The 24,057-nt window shown below is 46.0% G+C and carries 18 protein-coding genes, 2 tRNA genes and 3 rRNA genes; 19 read left to right on the plus strand and 4 right to left on the minus strand.

Annotation, left to right across the window (positions count from 1 at the left end):
* Positions 1 to 8 precede the first annotated feature (8 nt).
* From carB to ACL934_RS04605, 11 genes are all read left to right on the plus strand, one after another.
* Positions 9 to 3,203, plus strand: coding sequence for a carbamoyl-phosphate synthase large subunit (gene carB / locus ACL934_RS04555; RefSeq protein ID WP_374078161.1), 3,195 nt, complete (start codon positions 9 to 11; stop codon positions 3,201 to 3,203).
* On the plus strand, positions 3,200 to 4,093 hold the full coding sequence (phnD, locus tag ACL934_RS04560; RefSeq protein WP_374078164.1) for a phosphate/phosphite/phosphonate ABC transporter substrate-binding protein: 894 nt from the start codon (positions 3,200 to 3,202) through the stop codon (positions 4,091 to 4,093). The genes carB and phnD overlap by 4 nt, the downstream gene beginning before the upstream one ends.
* An 8-nt stretch (positions 4,094 to 4,101) precedes the next feature.
* Positions 4,102 to 4,845, plus strand: coding sequence for an ABC transporter ATP-binding protein (locus ACL934_RS04565; protein ID WP_374078166.1), 744 nt, complete (start codon positions 4,102 to 4,104; stop codon positions 4,843 to 4,845).
* A complete protein-coding gene (locus tag ACL934_RS04570; protein ID WP_374078169.1) occupies positions 4,838 to 5,608 on the plus strand; it encodes an ABC transporter permease in 771 nt (256 codons plus the stop codon). The genes ACL934_RS04565 and ACL934_RS04570 overlap by 8 nt, the downstream gene beginning before the upstream one ends.
* 1 nt (position 5,609) lies before the next feature.
* Positions 5,610 to 6,392: a prepilin peptidase gene (locus ACL934_RS04575; protein ID WP_374080433.1), complete on the plus strand. Its 783-nt coding sequence runs from the start codon at positions 5,610 to 5,612 to the stop codon at positions 6,390 to 6,392.
* Positions 6,393 to 6,508: 116 nt separating this feature from the next.
* Positions 6,509 to 7,564, plus strand: coding sequence for a type IV pilus assembly protein PilM (gene pilM, locus ACL934_RS04580; RefSeq protein WP_374078171.1), 1,056 nt, complete (start codon positions 6,509 to 6,511; stop codon positions 7,562 to 7,564).
* The gene (locus tag ACL934_RS04585; protein WP_374078173.1) at positions 7,561 to 8,169 is read left to right on the plus strand and encodes a PilN domain-containing protein; all 609 of its coding nucleotides are present in this window, start codon (positions 7,561 to 7,563) and stop codon (positions 8,167 to 8,169) included. Before pilM ends, ACL934_RS04585 begins: the two co-directional genes overlap by 4 nt.
* Positions 8,166 to 8,768, plus strand: a complete 603-nt coding sequence (locus tag ACL934_RS04590) for a type 4a pilus biogenesis protein PilO (RefSeq protein ID WP_374078176.1) — start codon at positions 8,166 to 8,168, stop codon at positions 8,766 to 8,768. Before ACL934_RS04585 ends, ACL934_RS04590 begins: the two co-directional genes overlap by 4 nt.
* Positions 8,765 to 9,445, plus strand: coding sequence for a pilus assembly protein PilP (locus ACL934_RS04595; protein WP_374078179.1), 681 nt, complete (start codon positions 8,765 to 8,767; stop codon positions 9,443 to 9,445). The genes ACL934_RS04590 and ACL934_RS04595 overlap by 4 nt, the downstream gene beginning before the upstream one ends.
* 25 nt (positions 9,446 to 9,470) lie before the next feature.
* Positions 9,471 to 11,639: a type IV pilus secretin PilQ gene (locus tag ACL934_RS04600; RefSeq protein WP_374078181.1), complete on the plus strand. Its 2,169-nt coding sequence runs from the start codon at positions 9,471 to 9,473 to the stop codon at positions 11,637 to 11,639.
* Between the two features lie 9 nt (positions 11,640 to 11,648).
* Positions 11,649 to 12,197: a hypothetical protein gene (locus ACL934_RS04605; protein WP_374078182.1), complete on the plus strand. Its 549-nt coding sequence runs from the start codon at positions 11,649 to 11,651 to the stop codon at positions 12,195 to 12,197.
* A 78-nt stretch (positions 12,198 to 12,275) separates the two neighbouring features.
* Here the strand turns inward: ACL934_RS04605 and ACL934_RS04610 are convergent, their stop codons facing one another.
* Positions 12,276 to 12,542, minus strand: coding sequence for a hypothetical protein (locus tag ACL934_RS04610; protein ID WP_374078184.1), 267 nt, complete (start codon positions 12,540 to 12,542; stop codon positions 12,276 to 12,278).
* Between the two features lie 146 nt (positions 12,543 to 12,688).
* Here ACL934_RS04610 and ACL934_RS04615 point away from each other — a divergent pair, with 146 nt between their 5' ends.
* On the plus strand, positions 12,689 to 13,996 hold the full coding sequence (locus ACL934_RS04615; RefSeq protein ID WP_374078187.1) for a replication-associated recombination protein A: 1,308 nt from the start codon (positions 12,689 to 12,691) through the stop codon (positions 13,994 to 13,996).
* On the opposite strand, the gene ACL934_RS04620 is transcribed toward ACL934_RS04615, so the two are convergent.
* Positions 13,993 to 14,298: a cupin domain-containing protein gene (locus ACL934_RS04620; protein ID WP_374078189.1), complete on the minus strand. Its 306-nt coding sequence runs from the start codon at positions 14,296 to 14,298 to the stop codon at positions 13,993 to 13,995. The two genes, ACL934_RS04615 and ACL934_RS04620, sit on opposite strands and share 4 nt — an antisense overlap.
* Positions 14,299 to 14,520: 222 nt before the next feature.
* Here ACL934_RS04620 and ACL934_RS04625 point away from each other — a divergent pair, with 222 nt between their 5' ends.
* From ACL934_RS04625 to rrf, 6 genes are all read left to right on the plus strand, one after another.
* Positions 14,521 to 15,033, plus strand: a complete 513-nt coding sequence (locus tag ACL934_RS04625) for a hypothetical protein (RefSeq protein ID WP_374078190.1) — start codon at positions 14,521 to 14,523, stop codon at positions 15,031 to 15,033.
* A gap of 154 nt (positions 15,034 to 15,187) precedes the next feature.
* Positions 15,188 to 15,263: transfer RNA gene (locus ACL934_RS04630), tRNA-Ala, on the plus strand.
* A gap of 257 nt (positions 15,264 to 15,520) precedes the next feature.
* Positions 15,521 to 17,034: ribosomal RNA gene (locus ACL934_RS04635) — 16S ribosomal RNA — on the plus strand.
* Between the two features lie 164 nt (positions 17,035 to 17,198).
* A tRNA-Ile gene (locus ACL934_RS04640) sits at positions 17,199 to 17,275 on the plus strand.
* 134 nt (positions 17,276 to 17,409) lie between these two features.
* A 23S ribosomal RNA gene (locus ACL934_RS04645) occupies positions 17,410 to 20,350 on the plus strand.
* A 278-nt stretch (positions 20,351 to 20,628) separates the two neighbouring features.
* Positions 20,629 to 20,745: ribosomal RNA gene (gene rrf / locus ACL934_RS04650) — 5S ribosomal RNA — on the plus strand.
* Together the 16S, 23S and 5S rRNA genes with 2 tRNA genes alongside form the textbook arrangement of a ribosomal RNA operon.
* Before the next feature lie 112 nt (positions 20,746 to 20,857).
* Here the strand turns inward: rrf and ACL934_RS04655 are convergent.
* Complete coding sequence (locus ACL934_RS04655) at positions 20,858 to 21,886, minus strand: alpha/beta fold hydrolase (RefSeq protein ID WP_374078193.1); 1,029 nt, start codon at positions 21,884 to 21,886, stop codon at positions 20,858 to 20,860.
* 11 nt (positions 21,887 to 21,897) lie between these two features.
* Complete coding sequence (locus tag ACL934_RS04660) at positions 21,898 to 22,536, minus strand: hypothetical protein (RefSeq protein ID WP_374078195.1); 639 nt, start codon at positions 22,534 to 22,536, stop codon at positions 21,898 to 21,900.
* A gap of 286 nt (positions 22,537 to 22,822) precedes the next feature.
* Here ACL934_RS04660 and ACL934_RS04665 point away from each other — a divergent pair, with 286 nt between their 5' ends.
* Positions 22,823 to 23,953, plus strand: coding sequence for a hypothetical protein (locus ACL934_RS04665; RefSeq protein WP_374078197.1), 1,131 nt, complete (start codon positions 22,823 to 22,825; stop codon positions 23,951 to 23,953).
* The last annotated feature ends 104 nt before the right edge of the window (positions 23,954 to 24,057 follow it).

A 24,057-nucleotide genomic window follows, 5' to 3' on the forward strand; every position in this document is an offset into this window, starting at 1 on the left:
GGAAAAAAGTGCCGAGAACGTCCAGTATTAAGAGAGTTTTGATTATTGGCTCTGGACCTATCGTAATTGGACAAGCGTGTGAGTTTGATTACTCCGGCACTCAAGCCTGTAAAGCGTTGATGAAAGAAGGATTGGAAGTCATTTTGGTGAACTCCAATCCCGCAACGATCATGACAGACCCTGAGGTGGCGACACGAGTTTATGTCGAGCCTCTTAAAGTCGATTACCTTGAAAAAATCATCGAAAAAGAAAGACCCGATGCTGTGATCCCAACACTGGGCGGGCAGACGGCATTGAACTTGGCTTTGGATCTTCACGCCAAGGGCATTCTTCAAAAATACAAAGTGCAGCTTTTAGGTGCGACACCGACGGTGATCAAAGCCGGAGAGGACCGCGAAATCTTCCGCGGTATTCTTGATAAAATCGGGGCTCGTTATCCGAAAAGTCATTTAGTCAGAACTTATGAACACGGTTTGCAAGTCGCAGACGATCTTGGTTATCCGATGATCTTAAGACCCAATTATACTTTGGGCGGGGGCGGTGGCGGTATTGCTTACTCTCCGGAAGAATATCAAAGCATGCTTGTCACAGCATTGCATGAAAGCCCGACATCGGAAGTTCTCGTTGAAGAAAGCATCTTAGGTTGGAAAGAGTTTGAACTTGAAGTCATGCGCGATCACAAAGGCACTTTCGTTGTGGTTTGTAGCATTGAAAATCTAGATCCTTGCGGTGTGCACACAGGAGACAGCATCACGATTGCTCCTCAGCAGACATTAAGTGATCGTGAATACCAGTCTATGCGTGATGAAGCTTGTAAGATCATCAACGAAGTGGGCATTCAAACGGGCGGGGCGAACATTCAGTTTGCCGTTCACCCCACAACACGTGAACGCGTGGTGATTGAGATGAACCCTCGCGTGAGTCGTTCTTCGGCTCTAGCAAGTAAAGCAACAGGTTTTCCGATTGCGAAGATCGCGGCACTTCTTGCTATCGGTTACAGTCTTGATGAATTGCAAAACGATATTACTAAAGTGACGCCATCTTGTTATGAGCCGGCTTTAGACTACGTCGTGACCAAAATCCCTCGTTTTGCCTTTGAAAAATTCCCGGGTTCCAAAGATCTTCTTACGACACAAATGAAGAGTGTCGGTGAAGTCATGGGGATCGGCCGTACATTGCAAGAGTCTTTGATGAAAGCAATGGCAAGTCTTGAAAAAGATCCTCAAGCCATTCCAGAGGTGGAGCTTGAGACAGGAAAAGTTTCTTATCCAAACAGTCAACGCATCTATCATCTTTTCCAAGCGTTCCGTGACGGTAAAACTGTCGCTGACATTGAAGAGCTGACAAGAATCAATCCTTACTTCTTGGAGCACATCGAAGCTCTTATTAAGTTTGAAAATAAATTTAAAAAAGAATTCTCTGAAAATAATTTGGAACTGTTGTTAGCGGCAAAGCGCAAAGGTTTTACAGACGCTCGCTTAGCTAAACTTGTTGGTAAAACAGAAAAAGACATCTGTGCCTTGCGTGAAAAGAACAATATGTTCCCACGCTACCAACAAGTGGACACTTGTGCTGGGGAATTTGAATCTTCAACTCCGTATTTCTACTCTTCTTATTGGCCAACAGTTTCTGCTGCGGTGAATGCTCCAGAGGCTGTGGTGATTATCGGAAGCGGGCCGAATCGTATCGGTCAAGGTATCGAGTTTGACTATAGCTGCGTGCGCGGCGTGAAGGGGTTCCAAAAGACGGGCAATAAAGTCATCATGGTGAACTCAAACCCTGAAACCGTCTCAACGGACTACGACACTTCAGATGTTCTTTTCTTTGAACCTCTGACGTCGGAAAGTTTGATTGAGATCATGCGCTTTATGAAACCGAAAGGTTTTGTGGCGCAACTTGGTGGTCAAACGCCGATTGGTGTTGCACCTGAACTCGTGAAAGCGGGCTACAAACTTCTGGGATCTTCTTTAGAAACAATTGATCTTGCCGAAGATCGCGGTTTGTTCTCGAAAATCTGCCGTGAACTCAATTTCGAAATTCCGAATTCGGCCATGGCGGGTTCTTTGGCTGAAGCCCTTCAGCATGAAAAATCCGTCGGCTATCCTATGATCTGTCGTCCAAGTTACGTTTTGGGCGGACGTCGTATGGAAGTGATCGAAAATCAGGATGAATTGATCTCTTATTTCCAAAGACATAAAGACTATATTGCTTCAGACAAACCATGTTTGATGGATCAGTTCTTAGCCGGTGCTCTTGAGGTCGATGTGGATCTTGTGCGCGGTGAGGATTGGACTGTCGTCGGCGGAGTTGTTGAACATATTGAAGCTGCGGGAGTTCATTCCGGTGACTCGATGGGGGTTCTTCCTCCACAACGTCTTAAGGCTGAAACTTGTGTACGCATTGAAGAACTTAGTCAGCGTTTGGCAAACCGAATTGGAGTGATTGGTCATTTGAACTTGCAATTGGCCGTTAAAAAAGATGTTGTCTATATGTTGGAAGCCAATCCGCGCAGCTCCCGTTCCGTTCCTTTCGTTGCTAAAGCCACGGGCATTCCTTTGATTGACCTCGGTGTTGCTGCGATGATGGGGCGAAAAAAGAAAGATCTGGATATCGACAAACTGAACTGGAGAAATTCGGAACATGTCTCTGTGAAGGGTGTTGTGTTCCCATTCAAAAAATTCTCTGAATCAGATTCGATCTTGGGCCCCGAAATGAAATCCACAGGGGAAAGCATGGGGCGCGGGAAAAATTACTCTGAAGCTCTTTCTAAGGCCTTCCTTTCAAGTAACATAAGACTTCCGAAGATGGGTCAGGTCTTTTTCTCTCTGCGCGATAAAGACAAAGAACTTATGTTGGGAATGGCGAAAGAACTTCAGCGCATGGGTTACGGAGTTTCCGCAACGACGGGAACGGCCAATTTCTTTAATGAACGTGGTGTGAACTGCTTGTCGTTAAGAAAAGTCGATGAAGGTCGTCCGCACTGTGTGGATAAAATCCGTTCGGGTGAGGTGGCTTTTGTCATCAATACGACTTCGGGGCGCCGAGCTATTGAAGCGAGCTTCGACATTCGTCGAGCTTGCACGGACTACAACATTCCTTGCTTAACCGAAAGTGACGCCGCTGAAGCCTTCGTTCTTGCTTTGAAAAATCAGAGAAATGAGTCATCATCAGTCGAGGCTCTAGGAGCCATGGAGGAATTTTGAAAAGACTCATTCTAGGACTGATTGCTCTCTTAGTTTTTTCAAGCGCTCAAGCAGCTGAAACAAATGGTAATGAATCTGTTCCGCCGACGATCACCATCGGTGTGATTCCCGGCGGAAATCCTGAAAACTTGCGCGAGCAAGGTTTGAATTTAGCCAAAGAGCTTCAAGCGAAGCTCAATATTCCCGTCAATATTTACATTTCTAAGAATTATGCGGGTCTTGTTGAGGCCATGAAGACTAAGAAGGTGGATTTCGCCTTCTTTTCTTCTTTAACTTACGTTTTTGCCGAAGAACAAGCCCAGGCCAAAGTTCTTCTTAAAAAAGTATGGCATGAGCCGTTCTACTATTCAGCCATCATCACTCCGCAAAGGTCTGGAATCAAAAAACTGAAAGATCTTAAAGGAAAACGCATCGCTTTTGTCGATGATAAATCCTCTTCGGGCTACTTGTATCCTCAAGTGGCTTTAAGAAAATTGGGTTTGGCTGACAAAGACTTTAAAGAGGTCGTATTTACTGGCAATCACCAGGCATCGATTCAATTTCTTGAAGCAAAAAAAGTGGATGCTGCGGCAGTGTTCAGTGATGACGAAAAGGGAACACAGGGCGCCTGGGTGAAGTTTGGTATGGATAAGAAAGCCAAATACCGCATTCTTTGGATGAGCGCCCCGATTCCTAACGATCCGTTCTGTGTTCGTCAGGATTTTTACGACACTTATCCTAAGACAACGCACACTTTGATGTTTGCTTTGATCGATATTTTGGCCGAATCGCAGGGTAAAAACACTTACTCTGAAATTTTAGGTTCTCGCGACTTGATGCCAGCCACTTCTAAACAGTATGATCCTGTAAGGGAGATGGTAAAAGCTCTGAATCTTGAGCTCAAACCATAAGATGGTTGATGGCAGTACTCACAGTTGAAAAGCTCAATAAAACATTTAAAGGGGGTCTTTTTGAAAAAGACCGCCATGTGTTGCGTGATGTGACCTTTTCACTTCCCGAAGGACAAACTTCGGGATTTGTGGGCAGCAACGGTTCCGGAAAAACCACGACCATCAAATGTCTTTTCGACTTCATTCGTCCCAATAGCGGTGAAATTCTTTTCTTCGGAAAACCTTTAAGCAGCGAAAGTAAAACCCGCATCGGTTATTTGCCGGAGCGTCCTTATCTCTATGAGTTTCTCACGGGGATGGAATTCCTTCGCCTGCATTGGAATCTTTGTTACGGCGCCTCTTTAAAGGATTTCTACGAAAGAGCTCAAGAAGCCCTGAAAAAAGTGGATCTACTTGAAGCCAAGGACCGCCGTCTTCGCACTTACTCTAAAGGGATGTTGCAAAGAGTAGGGATCGCCCAAGCCATTCTGACTCGTCCGGATTTGTTGATTTTGGATGAGCCGATGTCAGGTCTTGATCCCGATGGTCGCGCCATGGTGAAAGACATTCTGCGCGAAGAACAAAAGCGCGGAGTCAGCTTGTTCTTTAGTAGTCATCTTCTGCAAGATATGGAAGAGCTGTGCACTCATTTGGTAGTGATCAATCGTGGACAAATCCTCTACGATGGAGTTCTAAGTTCATTCATGGCGGAATTCCAAAGTCTTGAAAAAGCTTTCTCAGTTCTCAAAGGACGGGAGGAGGCCCATGGCTAAAGTGTGGGCTCTTGCCAGAACGACCTTGCGTGAAATGCTCCGAGAAAAGATTTTCTTGGTGGTTGTGCTTATTGCTATCGCTCTCTTGGCTCTTAGTTTTCTTTTGGGAGCCTTGTCTTTTGCGGAACAAAGAAAGATTCTCGCGGACTTTGGTTTCTTGGCTATTCAAGTTTCAGCTCTGGGGATTTCTCTTTTTTCAGGTTCTTATTTACTGGCAAAAGAAATCGAAAAACAAACCTGTCTTTTGATTCTTTCAAGACCCGTCAGCCGTGAGCAGTTTATTCTGGGAAAAATTCTCGGCGTTCTGTCCTTAAATACGTTATTGCTGTCGGCGCTTGGCGGAGTGTTGTGGGTGCTTTTAGGTTTGTGGAAAGAACCCCAAGTGTGGCTGTCATTCTTTGAAATCTGTCTGAGCCTGTGGTTTGAAAGCGCCGTGATTTTGTGTCTTGTGATCTGTTTCAGTTTGGTTGTGAGACCGGTCTTGGCATTAGGTGCCGGCTTTATGGTTTTTCTTTTGGGACATTGGCTCGGCGATCTCACATTCTTCGCTGAAAAAAGTAAGGAAGAACTTTTTATTCAGGCTGTGAAGTTGTTCCACTGGATTACGCCGAATCTCTACCGCATGAATTGGAAGTCAGCCTATTTTTTAGAAAATGGAATTCCCGCACAGAATATTCTCTGGATGCTCGCGCATATGACGGGGTGGGCAATTCTGCTTATTCTTGCGACCAACTTCTTCTTCAGGAGAAAAGACATTGTCTAGTATCGACATCACGTTTTACGTATTTTTCTTCGCCCTCGGGGCTATTTTTGGAAGTTTCGGCAATGTGGTCATCTACCGTCTTCCTAAAGACGAAAGTGTCGTGAAGCCTCGCAGTTATTGTTATAGCTGCAAAACACAGATTAAATGGTACGACAATATTCCTATTTTTAGTTGGTTCATCTTGCGTGGAAAATGCCGCCACTGTGGCGCTAAGTTTTCGTTCCGTTATCCATTAGTGGAACTACTCATGGCGGGTCTCTTCGTTCTTAGTTACCACTATGTGGGTTGGTCTTGGTCCCTTTTAGAATATCTGATCTTTATCTTCGGTCTTGTTGTCTGCACGTTTATTGATTTGGATCATATGATTTTGCCCGATGAGTTCACTCTTTCAGGCATTGTGATTGGTCTTGTCGGTGCGGCACTCAATCCACATCGCGAATTCTTAGACGCTCTTTTTGGTGTTTTGATGGGTGGCGGATTTTTGTGGGGAATGGCTTACGTCTATTATTTGCTCACCAAACAAGAGGGCATGGGCGGGGGAGACATCAAACTCCTTGCTTGGATCGGTGCCTTGCTTGGGTGGAAAGCTATTCCTTTTGTGATTATGTCTTCGGCCATCATTGGAAGTGTTGTTGGTTTGATTGTTGCGAGAAAACAAAATGCTGGACTAAAGACCGTAATTCCTTTCGGACCTTACCTGGCCTTAGGTGCTGTTTTGTATCTCTTCGGCGGCGAGACCATCGCCTTGTGGTACTTGAACCTATTTTTGCCTGGCTTAAGTTAAGCCATATTTGACATTCACTCCCTAAGCAGAAATAATTTTATTATTAGGACTTGTGTCTAAAGACGTAAGTCTTTGAAATGACATCTGAGTGATACAACTGGGGAAGCAGCGAAAGCATGTTTTTTAAATCGAAGAAAGTTATCGGGCTCGATATCGGAACGAGCTCCATCAAACTGGCTGAAATGGACTTCAGTGGCAAAGGAGCCCAGTTGCTTTCTTTTGGTTTCGCGCCAACTCCTCCGAATTCCGTGTCTGGTGGGGAGATTGTCGACATCGCCTCTGTAGGTGTTGCGATCCAATCTTTGATCAATGAAGTAAAATCAAAACGCAAGAGTATCGCCACAGCGATGTGGGGTACGGCAGTGATCGTGAAGAAAATCACGATTCCAAAAATGGATAAAAAACTTATCAAAGATCAAATCCGTTTTGAGGCTGAGCAATACATTCCTTTTGATATCAACAATATCAGCTTAGCCCATCACATCCTTGCGGGGAGCAGCTCTCCGGATACGATGGATATTCTTTTGATCGCAGCTCAAAATGAACTTGTCACTCAGTACACTCAAGTTATCGAAGTCAGCGGTTTGACTTGCGGAGTTTTGGATGTCAGTGGTTTTGCTTTGGCGAATGCCTTTGAATTGAACTACGGGAAAATTCCTGGCGAGGTCATCGGTCTTCTGAACTTCGGGGCTTCCATCACAAACTTCGTGGTGGTGCAAAATGGAGAAGTCATCTTCTGCCGTGATATTCCGGTGGGTGGAGCGAACTACACGAACGAAATCCATAAAGCCATGGGTGTGACTGTGGCGGAAGCGGAAGCTTTAAAACTCAGCGCGATTTCTCGTCGTGAAGTTCCTGACGAAGTTCATAGTATTATCAGTGCCACGAACGAAGCCGTGACGGAAGAGATCCGCAGCAGTTTGGACTTCTTAAGTGCCACAACAAACGGTCTTGTCTTGAATCGTTGTTTTTACACGGGTGGAAGTTCTGCAACTTCTGGTTTGACGGAAACTGTGTCACGCGTGACAGGTATTTTGCTGGAGCCTTTCAATCCCTTCTTGCGAGTGAAGGCAAATCCAAAAAAATTCTCTCCTGAATATCTTGAACAAATCAGTTCATTTGCTGGTGTGGTAACAGGTTTGGCTTTGCGTGAAGTAGGGGATGCATCATGATTAAAATCAATCTTGCATCCAGTGCTTCCATTGGAACGTCGTCTCCTCTCAGTGCTTCTTTGGGTATCTCCTCTGATACTTTTCTAGCTCCAGATGAGGTCAGAAAAGAGGCTCTGAAACGCCTGGTTCTATTGCTTGTCGGACCTTTGGCTTTATTTATCTATGAAAATCAAAACGTGCCTGGAAAAGTCGCGGATTTGAATGCCAAAACCCAAGTGTTGACGGAGCTGCAAAACTACAACTCCAAACAGGCGGCTTCGGTTGCTGAAATCAAAAAGTTTAAAGAAGATGAAGCTTTGATCGAAGCGCGAATTTCCGCTTTGGAAAAAATTGCGAAGGACCGTCAAAGAGAGATCCGCGTTTTGGATTTGTTGCAAACAGTGATACCAGAAAAAGCATGGCTCACCCGTGTGCAAATCAACCCGGATAAAGTGAATGTCCAAGGTTTGGCTTTGAGTGACTTTGAGGTTTCAACGTTCCTTGAAGCTTTGACGAAAAGTGTGTTCTTGATGGACGTGAATTTGGTGAGCTCTAGCGAGATCAATCAAGACGGTGTGATGTTAAAGAAGTTTGAGATCAGTTGTTTGCTGGAGAGACCTGAATGAATAAGTTTTTCGACACTCTCGCAGCCCAACAAATTAGTAAGATCCTGATCATTGGATTGGGTCTAACAGCGTTCTATTGGTATGCCGTCTATGACGACGGTTCTGCTGTGGATGCGCAAATTGTGCAAATCAGCCAGCAGTTGCAAGAAGAAGAGAACAAAAAGAAAGACACGGATGCAACCTTGAAACAAGTTCAAGAGATGCAAGAGAAAGTCGGCCAACTCAGCCAGAAATATCAAGAGATCTCGCGCCGTCTTCCTTCTGTCTTGTTCTCCATTGATATCAATAAAGCGATTGACGATTTCGCTCGTAATGCGGGCGTGAGTGTTAAGTCGAAGAAACCCGGCGACAACGTAAAAAAGGAAGTTGTTGAAGAAGTTCCAGTCGATGTGACTTTAGAAGGAAGCTACGCGGAACTTGCGCAGTTTTCTTTTCTGGTCTCGACGGCAGAACGCATGGCTCGTGTGAAAAACGTGGTGATCACGGAATCAGAGCCAGGTTCGAAGAAATTAAAGTTTGAAGGTCAGGTCGTAGGTTACAAGCTTGCACCTGAAGAAAAAAAGAAACCTGCTGAACCAGGGACGGAGACTCCGCAGTGAAGTCTGTAAGATGGATTGTATCTTACATTATAGTAGCCTCTTTAGGACTTTGGCTTGCCTTCGCGGTGAGCGTGAAGTTCATGGCTCCTGCGCATTCTCAAGAAGCTCCTCCAAGCGGAGATCTTCCTGCTGACTTCCTAAAAGAAGTGGAGTCCACGCAAGTTCCTCCAACCGGAGGAAAACCAGCGGCGACACCACCTGCAGCGACACCGCCAGCGCAACCTCCGCCGCCACAGCAGCCGGCAGTTCCTCCTCCACCGATGGAAGGAGAAATGCCCGTGGGAGATGGCGCGACAGCAGCCCCTCCAGCACCAAGTATTCTTCCTGCAGACGGTTATCGCTATGATCCGACAGGAAAAAGAGATCCGTTTAAAGTTTTCAGAACGGTGCGACCGAATGCTCCTGAGGCTGCGAAGCCAAATGAAATTCTAGAACCATTGCAACGTTGGGAAATCGAGCGTTTGCAAGTGGTGGGAATTTTGTGGGATGTGCGTACTCCGCGCGCGATGATTCGCGATCCGGATGGCGCGGTATTTACTGTGATTAAGAATTCAAAGATCGGCCGAAGCGAAGGATTTGTGGCGGCGATCCGCGAGGGTGAAGTGGTTGTCGTAGAAACGAAATACGATGACGGTAAGTCGGTTAAAGAAACTCGCGTATTGGAATTGAAAAAGTAAGTTTATTTTACCAGAGGAGGAACGAATGAAAGGACTCATTCGATTATTTATCCTAAGTGCGTTGATTGCTTCTATTACGTCTTGTGCAAGCCGTCCTGTAGAGGATGATTTGTCATTGGACGGAATGGAGTCCTCTGAATCGGCACCGGCTGAATCGTCAGGTTCAGCAGATGATTTTTCTGATTTTGAAGATGGCGGCGAGACAACGCAGCAAGCTCAGTCAGAGCCAGCGGCGCCTCAAAACGACCAAGATTTAGCTATTGAAGATGAAGTCAATCAGGCGGAAGGACAACCTCCTCAGCAAGCGGAGGCTCCAGTAGAAACGGCGCCACCAGCAACGACAGCGGAAGAAGCTTCTCCGACGGAAGATCCATTCGCGGATACGTCGGTTGCTGATGTGCCAGCGCCAGCTCCAGAACCAGAAACTCCAGCGCCAACGGTGACAGAAACAATTCCATCACCGACTCAAGAAACAGCTCCAACTGTTTCTATTCCGTCTGGATCTCCGGCAAATATCACGGATCTTAAATTCAAAGCGAATGAAACGGGCGGAACTGTTGTGGTTCAGGCCGATAAACCTTTGACTTACACGACTCGCACGAACCCTGATCTTCATCAGTACATTATTGAAGTCGATAATGCGAATCTTCCGGATCGTTTGAAACGTTCTTTGAATACGAAAGATATCAAAGGCAGCGTCGGCGCGATCGATGCTTATCAAAATCCAGGTTCGACGACGGCACGTTTTGTGATTCAGTTGCGCGAAGGTGTTGCAGAACCTACAGTCCAAGTCGAAGGTAACAGTCTTTTGATCGTTGCCAATGGTTCTGCTTCGACAGAAGGGCAGGAAATGGCCCAAGTGGATTCAACAAATGTTGAATTGGCAGATGCTAAAATTTTGCCAAGCCAGAATTTAACAGAGTTCTTGTCGGGAAATACAAAATTCTACGGCAAAAAGATCTCTATCGAGACTAACAATATGGATATCCGCGACGCTTTGAACTTCATCACTGAAGAGAGCGGCGTCAACATGGTGATCTCAGAAGACGTTAAAGGAGCGGTGAGTTTGAAGCTCCGTCAAGTTCCTTGGGACCAAGCTTTAGTGGTGATCATGAAAGCGAAAAAATTGGGTTACACTCGCCAAGGAAACGTTTTGCGTATTGCTCCTCTTCAAGATTTGAAGGCGGAAGAAGATGATGCAACGAAATTGGCGCAAGCTCGTAAGAATGTGGAGCCTTTAAGAGTTCGCATGTTCCCAGTGAGTTATGCCAAAGTGGACGAGCTTGAAAAGAAGATCAAAGATTTCTTGGGTGATCGCGGTAAAGTGGTGGGCGATGTTCGTACCAACGCTCTTGTCGTGACTGATATCGAAGAAAACCTTGAACGTGCGGCGAAGTTAATTGCGAGCCTTGATACGCAACCTCCACAAGTATTGATCGAATCAAAAATCGTGGAAGCGCAAGAAAGTTTCACTCGTAATATCGGTATTAACTGGGGCGCTTCGGGAGCACCTATTAAACTAGGTTCGACGGCGCGTGGTCCTGTGAACATGAATCCAAGCTTTAACATCAATCCGACGGCAGGAACTCCGGGGAACTTGAACTTCAACGTGAGTGTGGGAACTCTGGATGTTTTCGGTACTCTGCAAGCGGCGTTGTCTTTGTCTGAGAGTGAAGATCAAGTGAAGATCATCTCTGCCCCAAGAATCATGACGATGACGAATGAGAAAGCCGACATCAATCAGACGACAGAGGTGCCAGTTCGTCAGGTGACTCAAAACGGAACAGCGACTCAAGAGACGTTCCAGTTTAAGCCATTGACCCTGAAGCTAGAGGTGACTCCGCAAGTAACGGCTGACGGATCTGTTATAATGAAAGTCACTGTGAATAGACAGTTCCGTGGTGCTGACGTGAGTAGTGCGGGGCAGGGCGCCTTTGCGGTCAACAGCCGTGAAGCCAACACTCGCGTGCTCGTGAAGAACGGACAAACAGCGGTGATCGGTGGTATCTACCAAAGCGATGCTGTTGAGAATGAAAATGGTGTACCTTGGTTCCGTGAACTTCCTGTTGTGAGCTACTTGTTTAAAACAAAGAACACGAACAAATCGAAATCGGAACTCTTAGTTTTCCTTACACCAAGAATCATCGGTCCAGTTGATGGAGGCCCTGTAGCTCCGACAACTCAAGACTTCTAAGGAGAGGATATGAAGAAACTGTTGTACGTCTCACTCATAGTTTTATCCGTAGCCCTCGGCTCTTGTTCTCAAGAAGAGGGCAACGTTGAAGTCGTGATCAGCTCTTCCGCGTTCCCACTGATCCCTGCGACAGCTATTAGCTGCTTGGCAGATAAAAATGCGGGGAATGATATTGCGACGGCCGATATTTCTCCGAGCTACTTCCGTGTTCCAGTGATCACGTTTAATAGAAAAGACACTACAAAAAGTCTGATTATTTCTTTTATCCGCATCACGATCCCAGTTCCTGGCAGCGCGACTCCAATTAACTGTGAGGTTGGCGGGGATGCGCTAGCAGCTTTGCATACGAATTGGTTTAACTCGGGCACCAAAGAAGCACTCATTCCGTCTGGTACAGCAAGCTATCCAACAGATTGCGCTTTGTACTGCGGTGGTGTGACGATGAACTCGGGCCTGACTGCAAGTGGCACCATGGAAATCTTCGGTCTTGAAAGAGACGCCGCTCAAAACGAAACTCCAGTAAAAACGTCGACAACAATCACGGTCGAAAGCTTCTAAATAAAAGAGGTCAGATAAAGCATCTGGCTTCTTTTTTATTTGCTCTGTAAATAAATTACCATTTACTTTGCTGCGCAATCATTTTGTGCAAGAAATTGTCGGGTTTGTCGCGAAGTTGTTTGCAAGCTCTGCGATTCCATAACAGACAACTCCATTACTTTGTTTAATCTGATAAACCTGCGACCACTTCTCGGGGTTATTCCCGGAGGTCACAATGGTCTCGACCGTCGTTCCATCCGAGAACGTCACTGTAGATAAGGAACTCACTTTAGAATATCTATTGGCGGCCATAGCGCCTGCGACAACCATCATTCCCAGTATCAATCCAAAGAAGATTCTTTTCATGGGACCTCCATCAAAAGAGGAGCAAAGAACCGTCTTTGAATAAATTAAAAAGCGAAGCCCCTGATATTACACATAAATGCGGGGCGTAAATAGGGCTGAAGAGATATCGCATGACCAAGGCGTAGTTTGTAAACTATAAGTCCGTCATGGATCTTTTTTCCGCTTCAGCCGCAGCTTCCAATTCATCTCCACTTTCCGAGATTCTTCGTCCGAAGAATCTCGATGAGATCATTGGCCAAGATAAGACCTTGGGTCTGAAATCAAAGCTCGGGCAGATGCTGAGAAAAGGCTACTTGCCGAGCCTCATTATTTGGGGGCCTCCGGGCACGGGTAAAACGACATTTGCTTTGGCTTTGTCTCAGCATTTTAATGCGCACTTTGTGAATATCAACGCTGTGGATTCGGGCGCCAAAGTTTTGCGTGAAATTGGTGAAGAAGGAAAAGACCGCCGTCTTCAACTTCAGCAAAAAACCGTTCTTTTTGTCGACGAAATCCATCGTTTTAATAAAGCCCAGCAAGACGTGCTTCTTCCTTTCGTGGAAAAAGGGGATTTGGTCCTCATCGGTGCAACAACGGAAAATCCAAGCTACGAGTTGAATCGCGCCCTTCTCAGTCGCTGCCGCGTCGTGATTTTTGAAAGACTCTCAGAGCAAGATTTAAGTAAAATCGTCAGTCGTGCGGAAACTCACTACGGTAAGACTCTTGAAAGCATTCTTACGAAAGAAGCTATCGACAATCTTCTTGAATACTCTGACGGAGACGCTCGTCGCCTCATTAACAGTTTAGAAATTCTCTATAACTTCACTAAAGATCAAGAAGACGGGGAGCGCCTGGCCGTTAACGACATGCGCGAACTTCTTCAGCAAAATCCTTTGGGCTACGACAAAAGTTCGGAGATGCACTACGATCTTATCTCTGCATTTATTAAGAGTGTTCGCGGCAGTGATCCCGATGCGGCCGTGTACTATTTGGCGAGAATGATTGATGGTGGAGAAGACCCGATCTTTATCGCCCGTCGTTTGATCGTTCTTGCCTCTGAAGATATCGGAAACGCCGATCCGCGCGGAATCTCCGTGGCGATTGCCGGCCTTCAAGCTGTCGAAGCCATAGGTCTTCCAGAGGGAGCGATCACTCTGGCGCAAGTAACAACTTATCTTGCTTCATGTCCGAAATCGAATGCCGCCTACATGGCTTTAAACAAGGCCCGTGAATTGGTTGAGAAAACTAGAACATTGCCTGTGCCATTGCATTTGCGTTCTGCAAAAACAGCTCTCGCAAAAGATTTGGGCTACGGCAGAGACTACAAGTATCCCCACAACTACCCAACAGGTTGGGTCGATCAAGATTATCTGCCTTCAGAAGTAGAAAAGCCTCAGTTGTACGAACCGACAAACCGAGGCTTCGAAAAAACAATCCGCGACTATTTAAGTTGGATGAAACAGAAAAAAGATTAAATTGCTCTTTGTGCGCAAACACAGACGCAAGGTGAACTGCCTTGAGCGATGTGGGAGTGTTTTGTGTTGGCAGGAATCTCCAAGCGATCGCCTGGGCGAAGTACGAATTGATTTCCTGAGATATTAAAGATCATTTCTCCAGCGACCACCACGCGAACTTCTGCAAAAGGATGGCGATGATCTTGAACCTTCATTTGTGGTTCATAGACTTCGTCAAAAGGTTCCAAGCCTTCAGACTCCAGAATCATGTGGATCTGTTGTTTGCTTGGAACGATAGGTGCTTGCCAGCGTGTGATGATCATAGTGAATGCCTCTTTCGATTCATGTTATCTCAAATCGGAACGGTGACTTCAAGTCACGGCGCCCATGAATCTCGCCTTGAAACATTATCGCGATATTCTATTCAAAATGCGACAGGATAAGAGGCTGGACTCTCATCTTTTTTTGTTTTTGTGTTAAGTCCTTTTGTGGATTGTCGATACCTAATGTGTAGGAAGGACCCTATATATTTAGGGGAGGGTATTTTGAGCAGTAAATCAAAGTCGACACATGCGGAATTAGATCACATCTTGAATTTTGTCGATGCCTCGAAAGGTCTTCGTGCGAAGATCAACGAGTCAGGCCGAGTGCAAATTCGCCAAGATCTAGATGGAAAAGTATTCTCCTTCACAACTCAAGAGGTGAGCGAAGTCCTTCATCGCGCGGACTCTGAGGGAAAACCATTTATCCAAGTGAATTTCAAGAATGGAACGAAGGTTCTATTGACAGAAACTCTTGTGGGCTTCAAGCCTCTAGAGACATTGGGCTTGGATATGGGGCGTATTCCAAAAGTAGTCACGACACCTGATCTCGTCAGTGTGTTTGAAGCTATAGAAGAGTCTTTGGGAGCAGACAACGGTCTAGATCATGAGGTTGAAATCCTCAAAAAAGTCTACCTAGCCATCATTTCTGGTGGAGAAAAGGTCGGATTCGATTTGTCTTTTGAAAGAAAGTGGCTCAACAGACTGCTTGCGTCAAAATTCAAGGCCAGCGCCTAATCTACTGTAAATACAAATACTTAATTAAAGTTTCCAAATAATCGAGGTGCAAACCTCGATTATTTATTGGGCAACTTCTTGTGGGTCATTAAATTTTCGAAAAAAAGCCGTTGACCTTTTTGGGCTGTTACGAGAAAACAGCTCCACTTCGTTCGGGGGCATAGCTCAGCTGGGAGAGCATCTGATTTGCATTCAGAAGGTCGCAGGTTCGATCCCTGTTGCCTCCACCAACTTTATTTAGACGTTTGTATTGAAACGAAAAAATAAAAAAAGAACGTTGACGGGGACAAAAAAATCATTAAGATTGGTTCCTCGCGCTTCGGTAACGAAGCAAATTTGCGATTAAAAATTTCGCTCTTTGAAAACTGAATAGCTAGATAGATAGATTTTTGGGCTCTTAGAATGAACAGCAATGTTCATTCACAATTTCAAAAATAAATTCGAACAAACACAGCGTAAGCTAGTTGTTTGGTTGAGAACAGAATTATAACTGGAGAGTTTGATTCTGGCTCAGAACAAACGCTGGCGGCGTGCCTAATACATGCAAGTCGAACGGGGAAAGCTTTCGGGTGAGTACTAGTGGCGCACGGGTGAGTAACGCGTGGATAATCTGCCTTGAAGAGGGGGATAACCAGTCGAAAGATTGGCTAATACCGCATAAGACCACAAGAACTGAGGTTCAAGGGGTCAAAGGTTTTTCGCTTCAAGATGAGTCCGCGTAAGATTAGCTAGTTGGTGAGGTAATGGCTCACCAAGGCGACGATCTTTAACTGGTCTGAGAGGATGATCAGTCACACTGGAACTGAGACACGGTCCAGACTCCTACGGGAGGCAGCAGTAGGGAATATTGCACAATGGAGGAAACTCTGATGCAGCGACGCCGCGTGAGTGATGAAGGCCTTCGGGTCGTAAAGCTCTGTCGCAGGGGAATAACACAATGAATGTACCCTGTAAGAAAGGATCGGCTAACTTCGTGCCAGCAGCCGCGGTAAGACGAGGGATCCTAGCGTTGTTCGGAATCATTGGGCGTAAAGCGGGTGCAGGTGGCTATGTAAGTCAGGTGTGAAAGCCTAGGGCTCAACCCTAGAAGTGCATTTGATACTGCGTAGCTTGAGTGCTAGAGAGGTTACTAGAATTGTTGGTGTAGTGGTGAAATACGTAGATATCAACAGGAATACCGGTGGCGAAGGCGGGTAACTGGCTAGACACTGACACTCAGACCCGAAAGCGTGGGGATCAAACAGGATTAGATACCCTGGTAGTCCACGCCGTAAACGATGGATACTTGTTGTTGGAGGTATTGACCCCTTCAGTGACGAAGCTAACGCGTTAAGTATCCCGCCTGGGGAGTACGGTCGCAAGATTAAAACTCAAAGAAATTGACGGGGGCCCGCACAAGCGGTGGAGCATGTGGTTTAATTCGATGCAACGCGAAGAACCTTACCTAGGCTTGACATGTACTGGAAGACTGGCAGAAATGTCGTCGCCCGCAAGGGTCGGTACACAGGTGCTGCATGGCTGTCGTCAGCTCGTGTCGTGAGATGTTGGGTTAAGTCCCGCAACGAGCGCAACCCCTGCATTTAGTTGCCAGCATTCAGTTGGGCACTCTAGATGGACTGCCGGTGTTAAACCGGAGGAAGGTGGGGATGACGTCAAGTCCTCATGGCCCTTATGCCTAGGGCTACACACGTGCTACAATGGTGGTCACAGAGCGAAGCTAAGCCGCAAGGTAGAGCAAATCGCTTAAAAGCCATCTAAGTTCAGATTGATCTCTGCAACTCGAGATCATGAAGTTGGAATCGCTAGTAATCGCGGATCAGAATGCCGCGGTGAATACGTTCCCGGGCCTTGTACACACCGCCCGTCACACCATGAAAGTCGGCTGTACCAGAAGTCGCTGCGCTAACCGCAAGGGGGCAGGCGCCCAAGGTATGGTCGATGATTGGGGTGAAGTCGTAACAAGGTAGCCGTAGGGGAACCTGCGGCTGGATCACCTCCTTTCTAAGGATTATCCGGTCAAATCTTTAAGACTTGTTCTTAAAGTTGCAAATTGACCCAATCTTAGGTCAACGCTTCTCTTCCCGAGATAGCGTGAGTCCCAAAAATCTTTTCTAGCTGTTTAGTTTTGAAAGAGTGAAATCTCTTTTATTCCTCGCATCTAACAAGGGCCAGTAGCTCAGTTGGTTAGAGCACACGCTTGATAAGCGTGGGGTCGGAAGTTCGAGTCTTCCCTGGCCCACCAACTACACTAATTGAGTTGGACTGTTGAGTGCGAAGAAGGCAGAGATTGCGCTTGAGAATTTGAATGAAGTTTTTCGTTCTTTGACAATTGAATAGATTGATTTAGTTGATTTTTAGCGAGGTTAGTTCCATTTTTTTTAAGCTACAAAGGGCTTACGGTGGATGCCTTGGCACTAAGAAGCGATGAAGGACGTGGTAAGCTGCGATAAGCTTCGGGGAGTGGCACACACACTTTGATCCGGAGATGTCCGAATGAGGAAACTCATCATTTTATGATATCATTCACTGAATACATAGGTGTCTGAAGCGAACGAGGGGAAGTGAAACATCTCAGTACCCTCAGGAAGAGAAATCAATTCCGAGATTACCCCAGTAGTGGCGAGCGAACGGGTAACAGCCTAAACCTTTTTCATTTATTTGAAAGAGGGGTCGTGGGACCGCGATGTGGGACCGGAGAAGTTAGAGTAACAGTCTGGAAAGTCTGGCGAAACAGGGTGATAGCCCCGTACTCGAAAACTTTGAAGGCCCTAGCGGCATCCCGAGTACCACAAGACACGTGAAATCTTGTGGGAATCTGTGAGGACCACCTCATAAGGCTAAATATTCCTTAGTGACCGATAGAGAACAAGTACCGTGAGGGAAAGGTGAAAAGAACCCCGAGAGGGGAGTGAAATAGAACCTGAAACCGTAAGTCTACAAGCAGTTAGAGTCCTTTATATGGACGATAGCGTACCTTTTGCATAATGAGTCAGCGAGTTATGTTTGCATGCGAGGTTAAGCCGTTGCAGGTGGAGCCGTAGCGAAAGCGAGTCTGAATAGGGCGATTTAGTATGCAGGCATAGACCCGAAACCCGGTGATCTAATCATGGACAGGTTGAAGCGAGGGTAACACCTCGTGGAGGACCGAACAAGTTGAGGTTGAAAACTCTTTTGATGATCTGTGATTAGGGGTGAAAGGCCAATCAAACTGGGTGATAGCTGGTTCTCCCCGAAATATATTTAGGTATAGCGTCGAGTAAAAAATATCGTGGAGGTAGAGCACTGAATGGGCTAGGGGTCTTTACCGGATTACCAAACCCAAATAAACTCCGAATGCCACAGATATGTTCCTCGGCAGGCAGACGCAGGGTGATAAGGTCATGCGTCGAGAGGGAAAGAGCCCAGACCAACAGCTAAGGTCCCTAAATGCACGCTCAGTGGAGAACGTTGTGGAGTTACTTTGACAACTAGGAGGTTGGCTTAGAAGCAGCAATCCTTTAAAGAAAGCGTAATAGCTCACTAGTCTAGTGACTCTGCGCGGAAGATACAACGGGGCTAAGCGTGTTACCGAAGCTTTGGATTAAAGTATTTTATATTTTAGTGGTAGGGGAGCGTTCTAGTGTAGGATGAAGGTTGACCGGTAGGACAGCTGGACGAACTAGAAGTGATCATGCTGACATAAGTAGCGTTGAACTCGGGTGAAAAACCCGGGCGCCGAAAACTCAAGGATTCCTGGGCAAGGATAATCCTCCCAGGGTTAGTCGAGACCTAAGATGAGGCCAATTGGCGTAATCGATGGCAAAACGGTTAATATTCCGTTACCTAACAGATTGTGATTAAGGAATGACGGTGTAGGATATCACAGCCCATTATTGGATTTGGGTGTAAGCATGTAGGAGGATCAGTAGGCAAATCCGCTGGTCGTAACTCTGAGGTGTGAATGCGAGGGACTTGTCCCGGAAGTGTGAAAAGCCATGCATCCAAGAAAAGTTTCGTAATTTTAGATTTGTTAGCTCGTACCGTAAACCGACTCAGGTGAGTGGGGTGAATATCCTAAGGCGATGGGGTGAACTTTGGTCAAGGAACTCGGCAACTTAACACCGTAACTTCGGGAAAAGGTGTGCCTGAGAGAGTGTAAGGACTTGCTCCCCAAGCTTTTTCAGGTCGCAGAGAAATGGGAGTAGCGACTGTTTATCAAAAACACAGGTATGTGCAAAGTCACAAGACGAAGTATACATACTGACGCCTGCCCGGTGCTGGAAGGTTAAGAGGATTTGTTAGCGCAAGCGAAGCAGAGAATCGAAGCCCCAGTAAACGGCGGCCGTAACTATAACGGTCCTAAGGTAGCGAAATTCCTTGTCGGGTAAGTTCCGACCTGCACGAATGGCGTAACGACTTCTCCGGTGTCTCGACCAAATGCCTCGCGAAATTGAATTCTCGGTGAAAATGCCGAGTACCCGCAGAAAGACGGAAAGACCCCGTGAACCTTTACTGTAGCTTGGCAGTGATTTTAGAGTTGGCATGTGTAGGATAGGTGGGAGACTTTGAAGCAGGGGCGCTAGCCCTTGTGGAGTCAACCTTGAAATACCACCCTTGGCAACTTTGAAATCTAACCTGCTCCTCTTTACGAGGAGAGGGACACTGTCTGGTGGGCAGTTTGACTGGGGCGGTCGCCTCCCAAAAAGTAACGGAGGCGCGCGATGGTCCCCTCAGCCTGATTGGAAACCAGGCGTCGAGTGCATTGGCATAAGGGGGCTTGACTGCGAGACCTACAAGTCGAGCAGGTGCGAAAGCAGGCCAAAGTGATCCGGTGGTCCCGCGTGGAAGGGCCATCGCTCAACGGATAAAAGGTACTCCGGGGATAACAGGCTTATTCCATCCAAGAGTCCATATCGACGATGGAGTTTGGCACCTCGATGTCGGCTCATCACATCCTGGGGCTGGAGCAGGTCCCAAGGGTTTAGCTGTTCGCTAATTAAAGTGGTACGCGAGCTGGGTTCAGAACGTCGTGAGACAGTTTGGTCCTTATCTTCTGTGGGCGTATGAGATTTGAGCAGACCTGTCCTTAGTACGAGAGGACCGGGATGGACGAACCTCTGGTGTTCCTGTTGTCGCGCCAGCGGCAATGCAGGGTAGCTATGTTCGGAATTGATAACCGCTGAAAGCATCTAAGCGGGAAGCAAACTGCGAGATTAGATCTCACTGGGGCTTCGGCCCCCTAAAGACTCCTCGGAGACTACGAGGTTGATAGGCGGAAGGTGTAAGTGTGGTAACACATTCAGCTGATCCGTACTAATAGGTCGTGAGGCTTTTTTAAATTTTTCTTCTTAACTTTTGTTAAAGAAGATTTCGTCTCAGAGACCTCTTTTAAAGAGCGAGAGACTAACTCTCTGAATAAGTAAGAGAGTGATTAATTTGGGACTAACCAGCCTTACTCTGACAAAGTCAGAGTGTATAAGGTCGCTAAAAATCAACTAAATCAATCATTCAGTTGTCTGAATAAGAATAGTAACTTCTCCATTTGGATTGGAAGTAAGTTGCGAAGAACGAAAACGGAGTTTATAACGAACTCCACTTTGTATTAATAAACGCTTTGCTGGTGTTTATAGCAGAGGGGCCACACCTGATCCCATTCCGAACTCAGAAGTTAAGTCCTCTTGCGGCGATGGTATTGCATGGGCGACCATGTGGGAGAGTAGCACGACGCCAGCTCTTTTTTACTCTAAACCCGATTAGGTAACTCTAATCGGGTTTTTTATTGTTATCTGAGTAAATATATTTAAGATTATATCGGAATGTTTCAGTTTCAAAATCCGAAGGCTATCTAAAGATTCTTAATCAGAACTTTCCAAAAGGCTTCGAAGTCTTCGATAAAAGGCATGTGTCCTAACCCTTTGAGCATCACAAGTTTGCTTTTGGGAATCATTTGCGAAACTTGTTTGCTGATCACGGGATAATTTCCCATTTTCTTTTTCATTTCATCAGAAGCCCAGGCTTTGCCGATGGCTGTGCGGTCGCGGTCTCCGATCATTAATACAGTCGGTGTTTTGATATTTTTAAATTCGTAAAACACGGGTTGCGTGAAAATCATATCGGAGGTCAAAGCGGCATTCCAGGCAATCACCGGATAGTCAGAGCCCTCCAGCCATCCCGTCGGAATTTCCAACCACTTGTCGTACTCTGACTTCCATTTTCCATCGTAATAACTGTCTAATTGATACTGCTTAATTTTTTGCGGAGAACTTGCAAGCTCTGCTTTGTAGCCGTCATCAACATTGCGATAGCTTGTCATCGTTTTCCAATCTTCTAAACCAATCGGATTCACCAAAAGTAATTTTGTCACACTCTCTGGATACATCAGTGTGAATCTTGTCGCGACCATTCCACCCATGGAGTGACCTAAGAGATAAAATTTTTCGACTCCCAAACTCTGCAAAAGATTTTTGGTGTTCTGAGCAAGAGTTTGAAAGCTGTATTGATAATTTTTTGGCTTCGAAGATTTTCCAAAACCGATTTGGTCAGGAACAATCACGCGATAACCTTCTTGGTTCAGACCCAAGATCACTTGTTCAAAGTAAGCACCGGGAAAATTCTTACCATGCAAAAGAACAATGACTTTGTCGCTGGGCTTGCCCGCAGGAATATCCATATAAGCCATTTTCAAATCTTGTTCTTGGGATTTGAAAGAATAGAATTTCACTTCGAATGGATACTTGTAGTTACTCAACTCTGCATCGAAGCCTTTAGTTTCTTTGACTGCGGCTGAATCTTTTTTAGTTTCTGAAGGGGGCTTGCCGGTTGTTGCGCAAGCCGTGATAAGAGACATTATAAATAGAAGAGAAAGAGTTCTCATCGAAATCTCCTTTACTTAGTTGCTCCTTGAGCTGTCGCAGCCGGTGCTGCGTTTGGAGCTGGAGTTTGAGTTGTCGCAGGATTTGCCTGTTGCGGAGAAGGTGTCGGTGCCGCTTGCTGAACACCGCCACTAGTTGTCTGTTGTCCTTGCGGTGGTTGCGGAGCATTTGCTTTCGCCGGAGCTTTTTCCTGCGGAGGAGGAGCCACTTTGTTCAACTCATTCATTGTGTAAGTTCGACCAATTTCAAAAATCTTATTCTTCGATTTAATATCAAACAGACTTGCTTGAATAATCACACCAGGATTTTCTTCATCAGGAAGATCCATCACTTCAAGTTCAAGATAGTTCTTTCCATCCTTCACGCGTTGAATGTTGGGACGTTGTTTGCCAAGGATCGCACGGGCTAATTCCGAGTTCATACGAATTTCAACAGTGGCGATAGAGTTCCACTCCGGAGGAAGTTGGCCTTCTTGCGCAAGAACTTGAAAATCATCATTGATCATTTGGGACAGTTGTTGCGCCGGAGTCAGTTGCACACAGGCAGCGACTTTTTTATCTTTCTTAAGAGGGCCGTCTTCATCTTGAAGAGTAAGAAAAGCAAGAGCACCTGCCGCGACGATAATCAATGCGCCTAAGACCTTATAAATCATTTTGCCTCCGTCCTCTGATATTATTGGAAAGAATTGGAAGAGCCTCAAAGGCTTTCCCTTGAGAGCCCAAAATCGCTTCTTCAGGCTAGGTCCTCTAAAAATCTCTAAACCTATGAAATTTCACATAAAAAAGTGTCTTTGAGGGGCTCTTGTCAAAGAGATCGACACAAAGGGCCTCGCCAAGGGGTCTGAGGGGTCCCAATCAAAAACCAGTAAAAACATATACTTACAGGAACCTTGCAGTTTTGGCATCGAGCTTGGAAGTAAATCTGCGAGAGAGGTGTCTATGAATACGCTCACCAGAATGACAGCACTGTCCTTTTTAGTAGGACTTTACGTGGGATGTTCCCCGGTGAAGTTCGCATTGGACGACAGCAAATGTAAAGAAAGCGGATGTATCGTGCAGAACGGTAAGTACGCCTTTAACTATACTGCAACGGCCGGCCGCGGAAAGGTCGACATTCTGATTGTTAACGACAACTCAGCTTCGATGTCGTTTGAACAAGCGCGTTTGGCACCTCGTTTTGGGAACTTTATTTCTGATCTGGATACTCAAAAGGTGGACTATCGAATTGCCATGACGACAACGGATGTTGCGAGATCTGATGCCGGAGCTCTCATCCCATTTGGTGGTAATCCGTATATCACGCCAAACCACTCTGACAGATTCACATTGTTCAATCAAACAATTCAAAGGCCGGAGACTTTGGCTTGCGAAAAGTTTATTGCAAATTGGATCCGTAACAATGGTGGCAATAGAGACTCTATTAACTCGACATCTTATTCTCAAGCATACGCACAGAACTGTCCTTCAGGGGACGAGCGCGGCGTTTATGCGGCTAACTTGGTGGTGAACAACAACCCTTCAAGTTTTATTCGCGGAGATGCTCACTTGGCTGTGATCTTCTTGGCGGACGAAGATGAGAGAAGCGGTCTTTACAACAATCAAGGTTATACATTAGATCAAATGGATCAGCCGTCTTATCTTGTTTCCAATGTGAAAAGCAAATTGGGCGAGGATAAATACAACTCACTCAGCGTGCACTCCATCGTTGTGAAAGATCAAAACTGCTTGAATCAACAAAACAGTCAGGCTTTGGATAACTACAGCCCGACGGTAGGTTTGGTGACAGGAAGCTACGGTAACGTTTATCTGACATTCACGAGTGCAGGCTGGGGAACCTCAGCGGATATTTGCTCTAACGACTATACAACTCAGTTAGGTCAAATTCGCTCGAAGATCTCGGATCGTATCAAAGACATCGTCTTGAACTGCTCGAATCCAACGGATCTTGTGGTGACAGTGTCAGGCAGCCCGGTTTCTCATCACATGGAAGGCAAGACGTTGAAGTTCAATCAATACTTGGCTCCAGGTACGAGTGTGAGCTTGTCTTATCAGTGCAGCACTTTGGAATAATCGCTGCAGTTAAAATTGCATTTGAAAGAGGGCAAAGTTGAAAGCTTTGCCCTTTCTTTTTGTTTCGAGCTCCTGCTCTCAAAATACGCAATCTGATTTTGATT

Origin of the sequence: Bdellovibrio sp. HCB-110 (genome assembly GCF_047323225.1) — a bacterium.
In the GTDB taxonomy this organism is placed as follows: Bacteria; Bdellovibrionota; Bdellovibrionia; order Bdellovibrionales; family Bdellovibrionaceae; genus Bdellovibrio.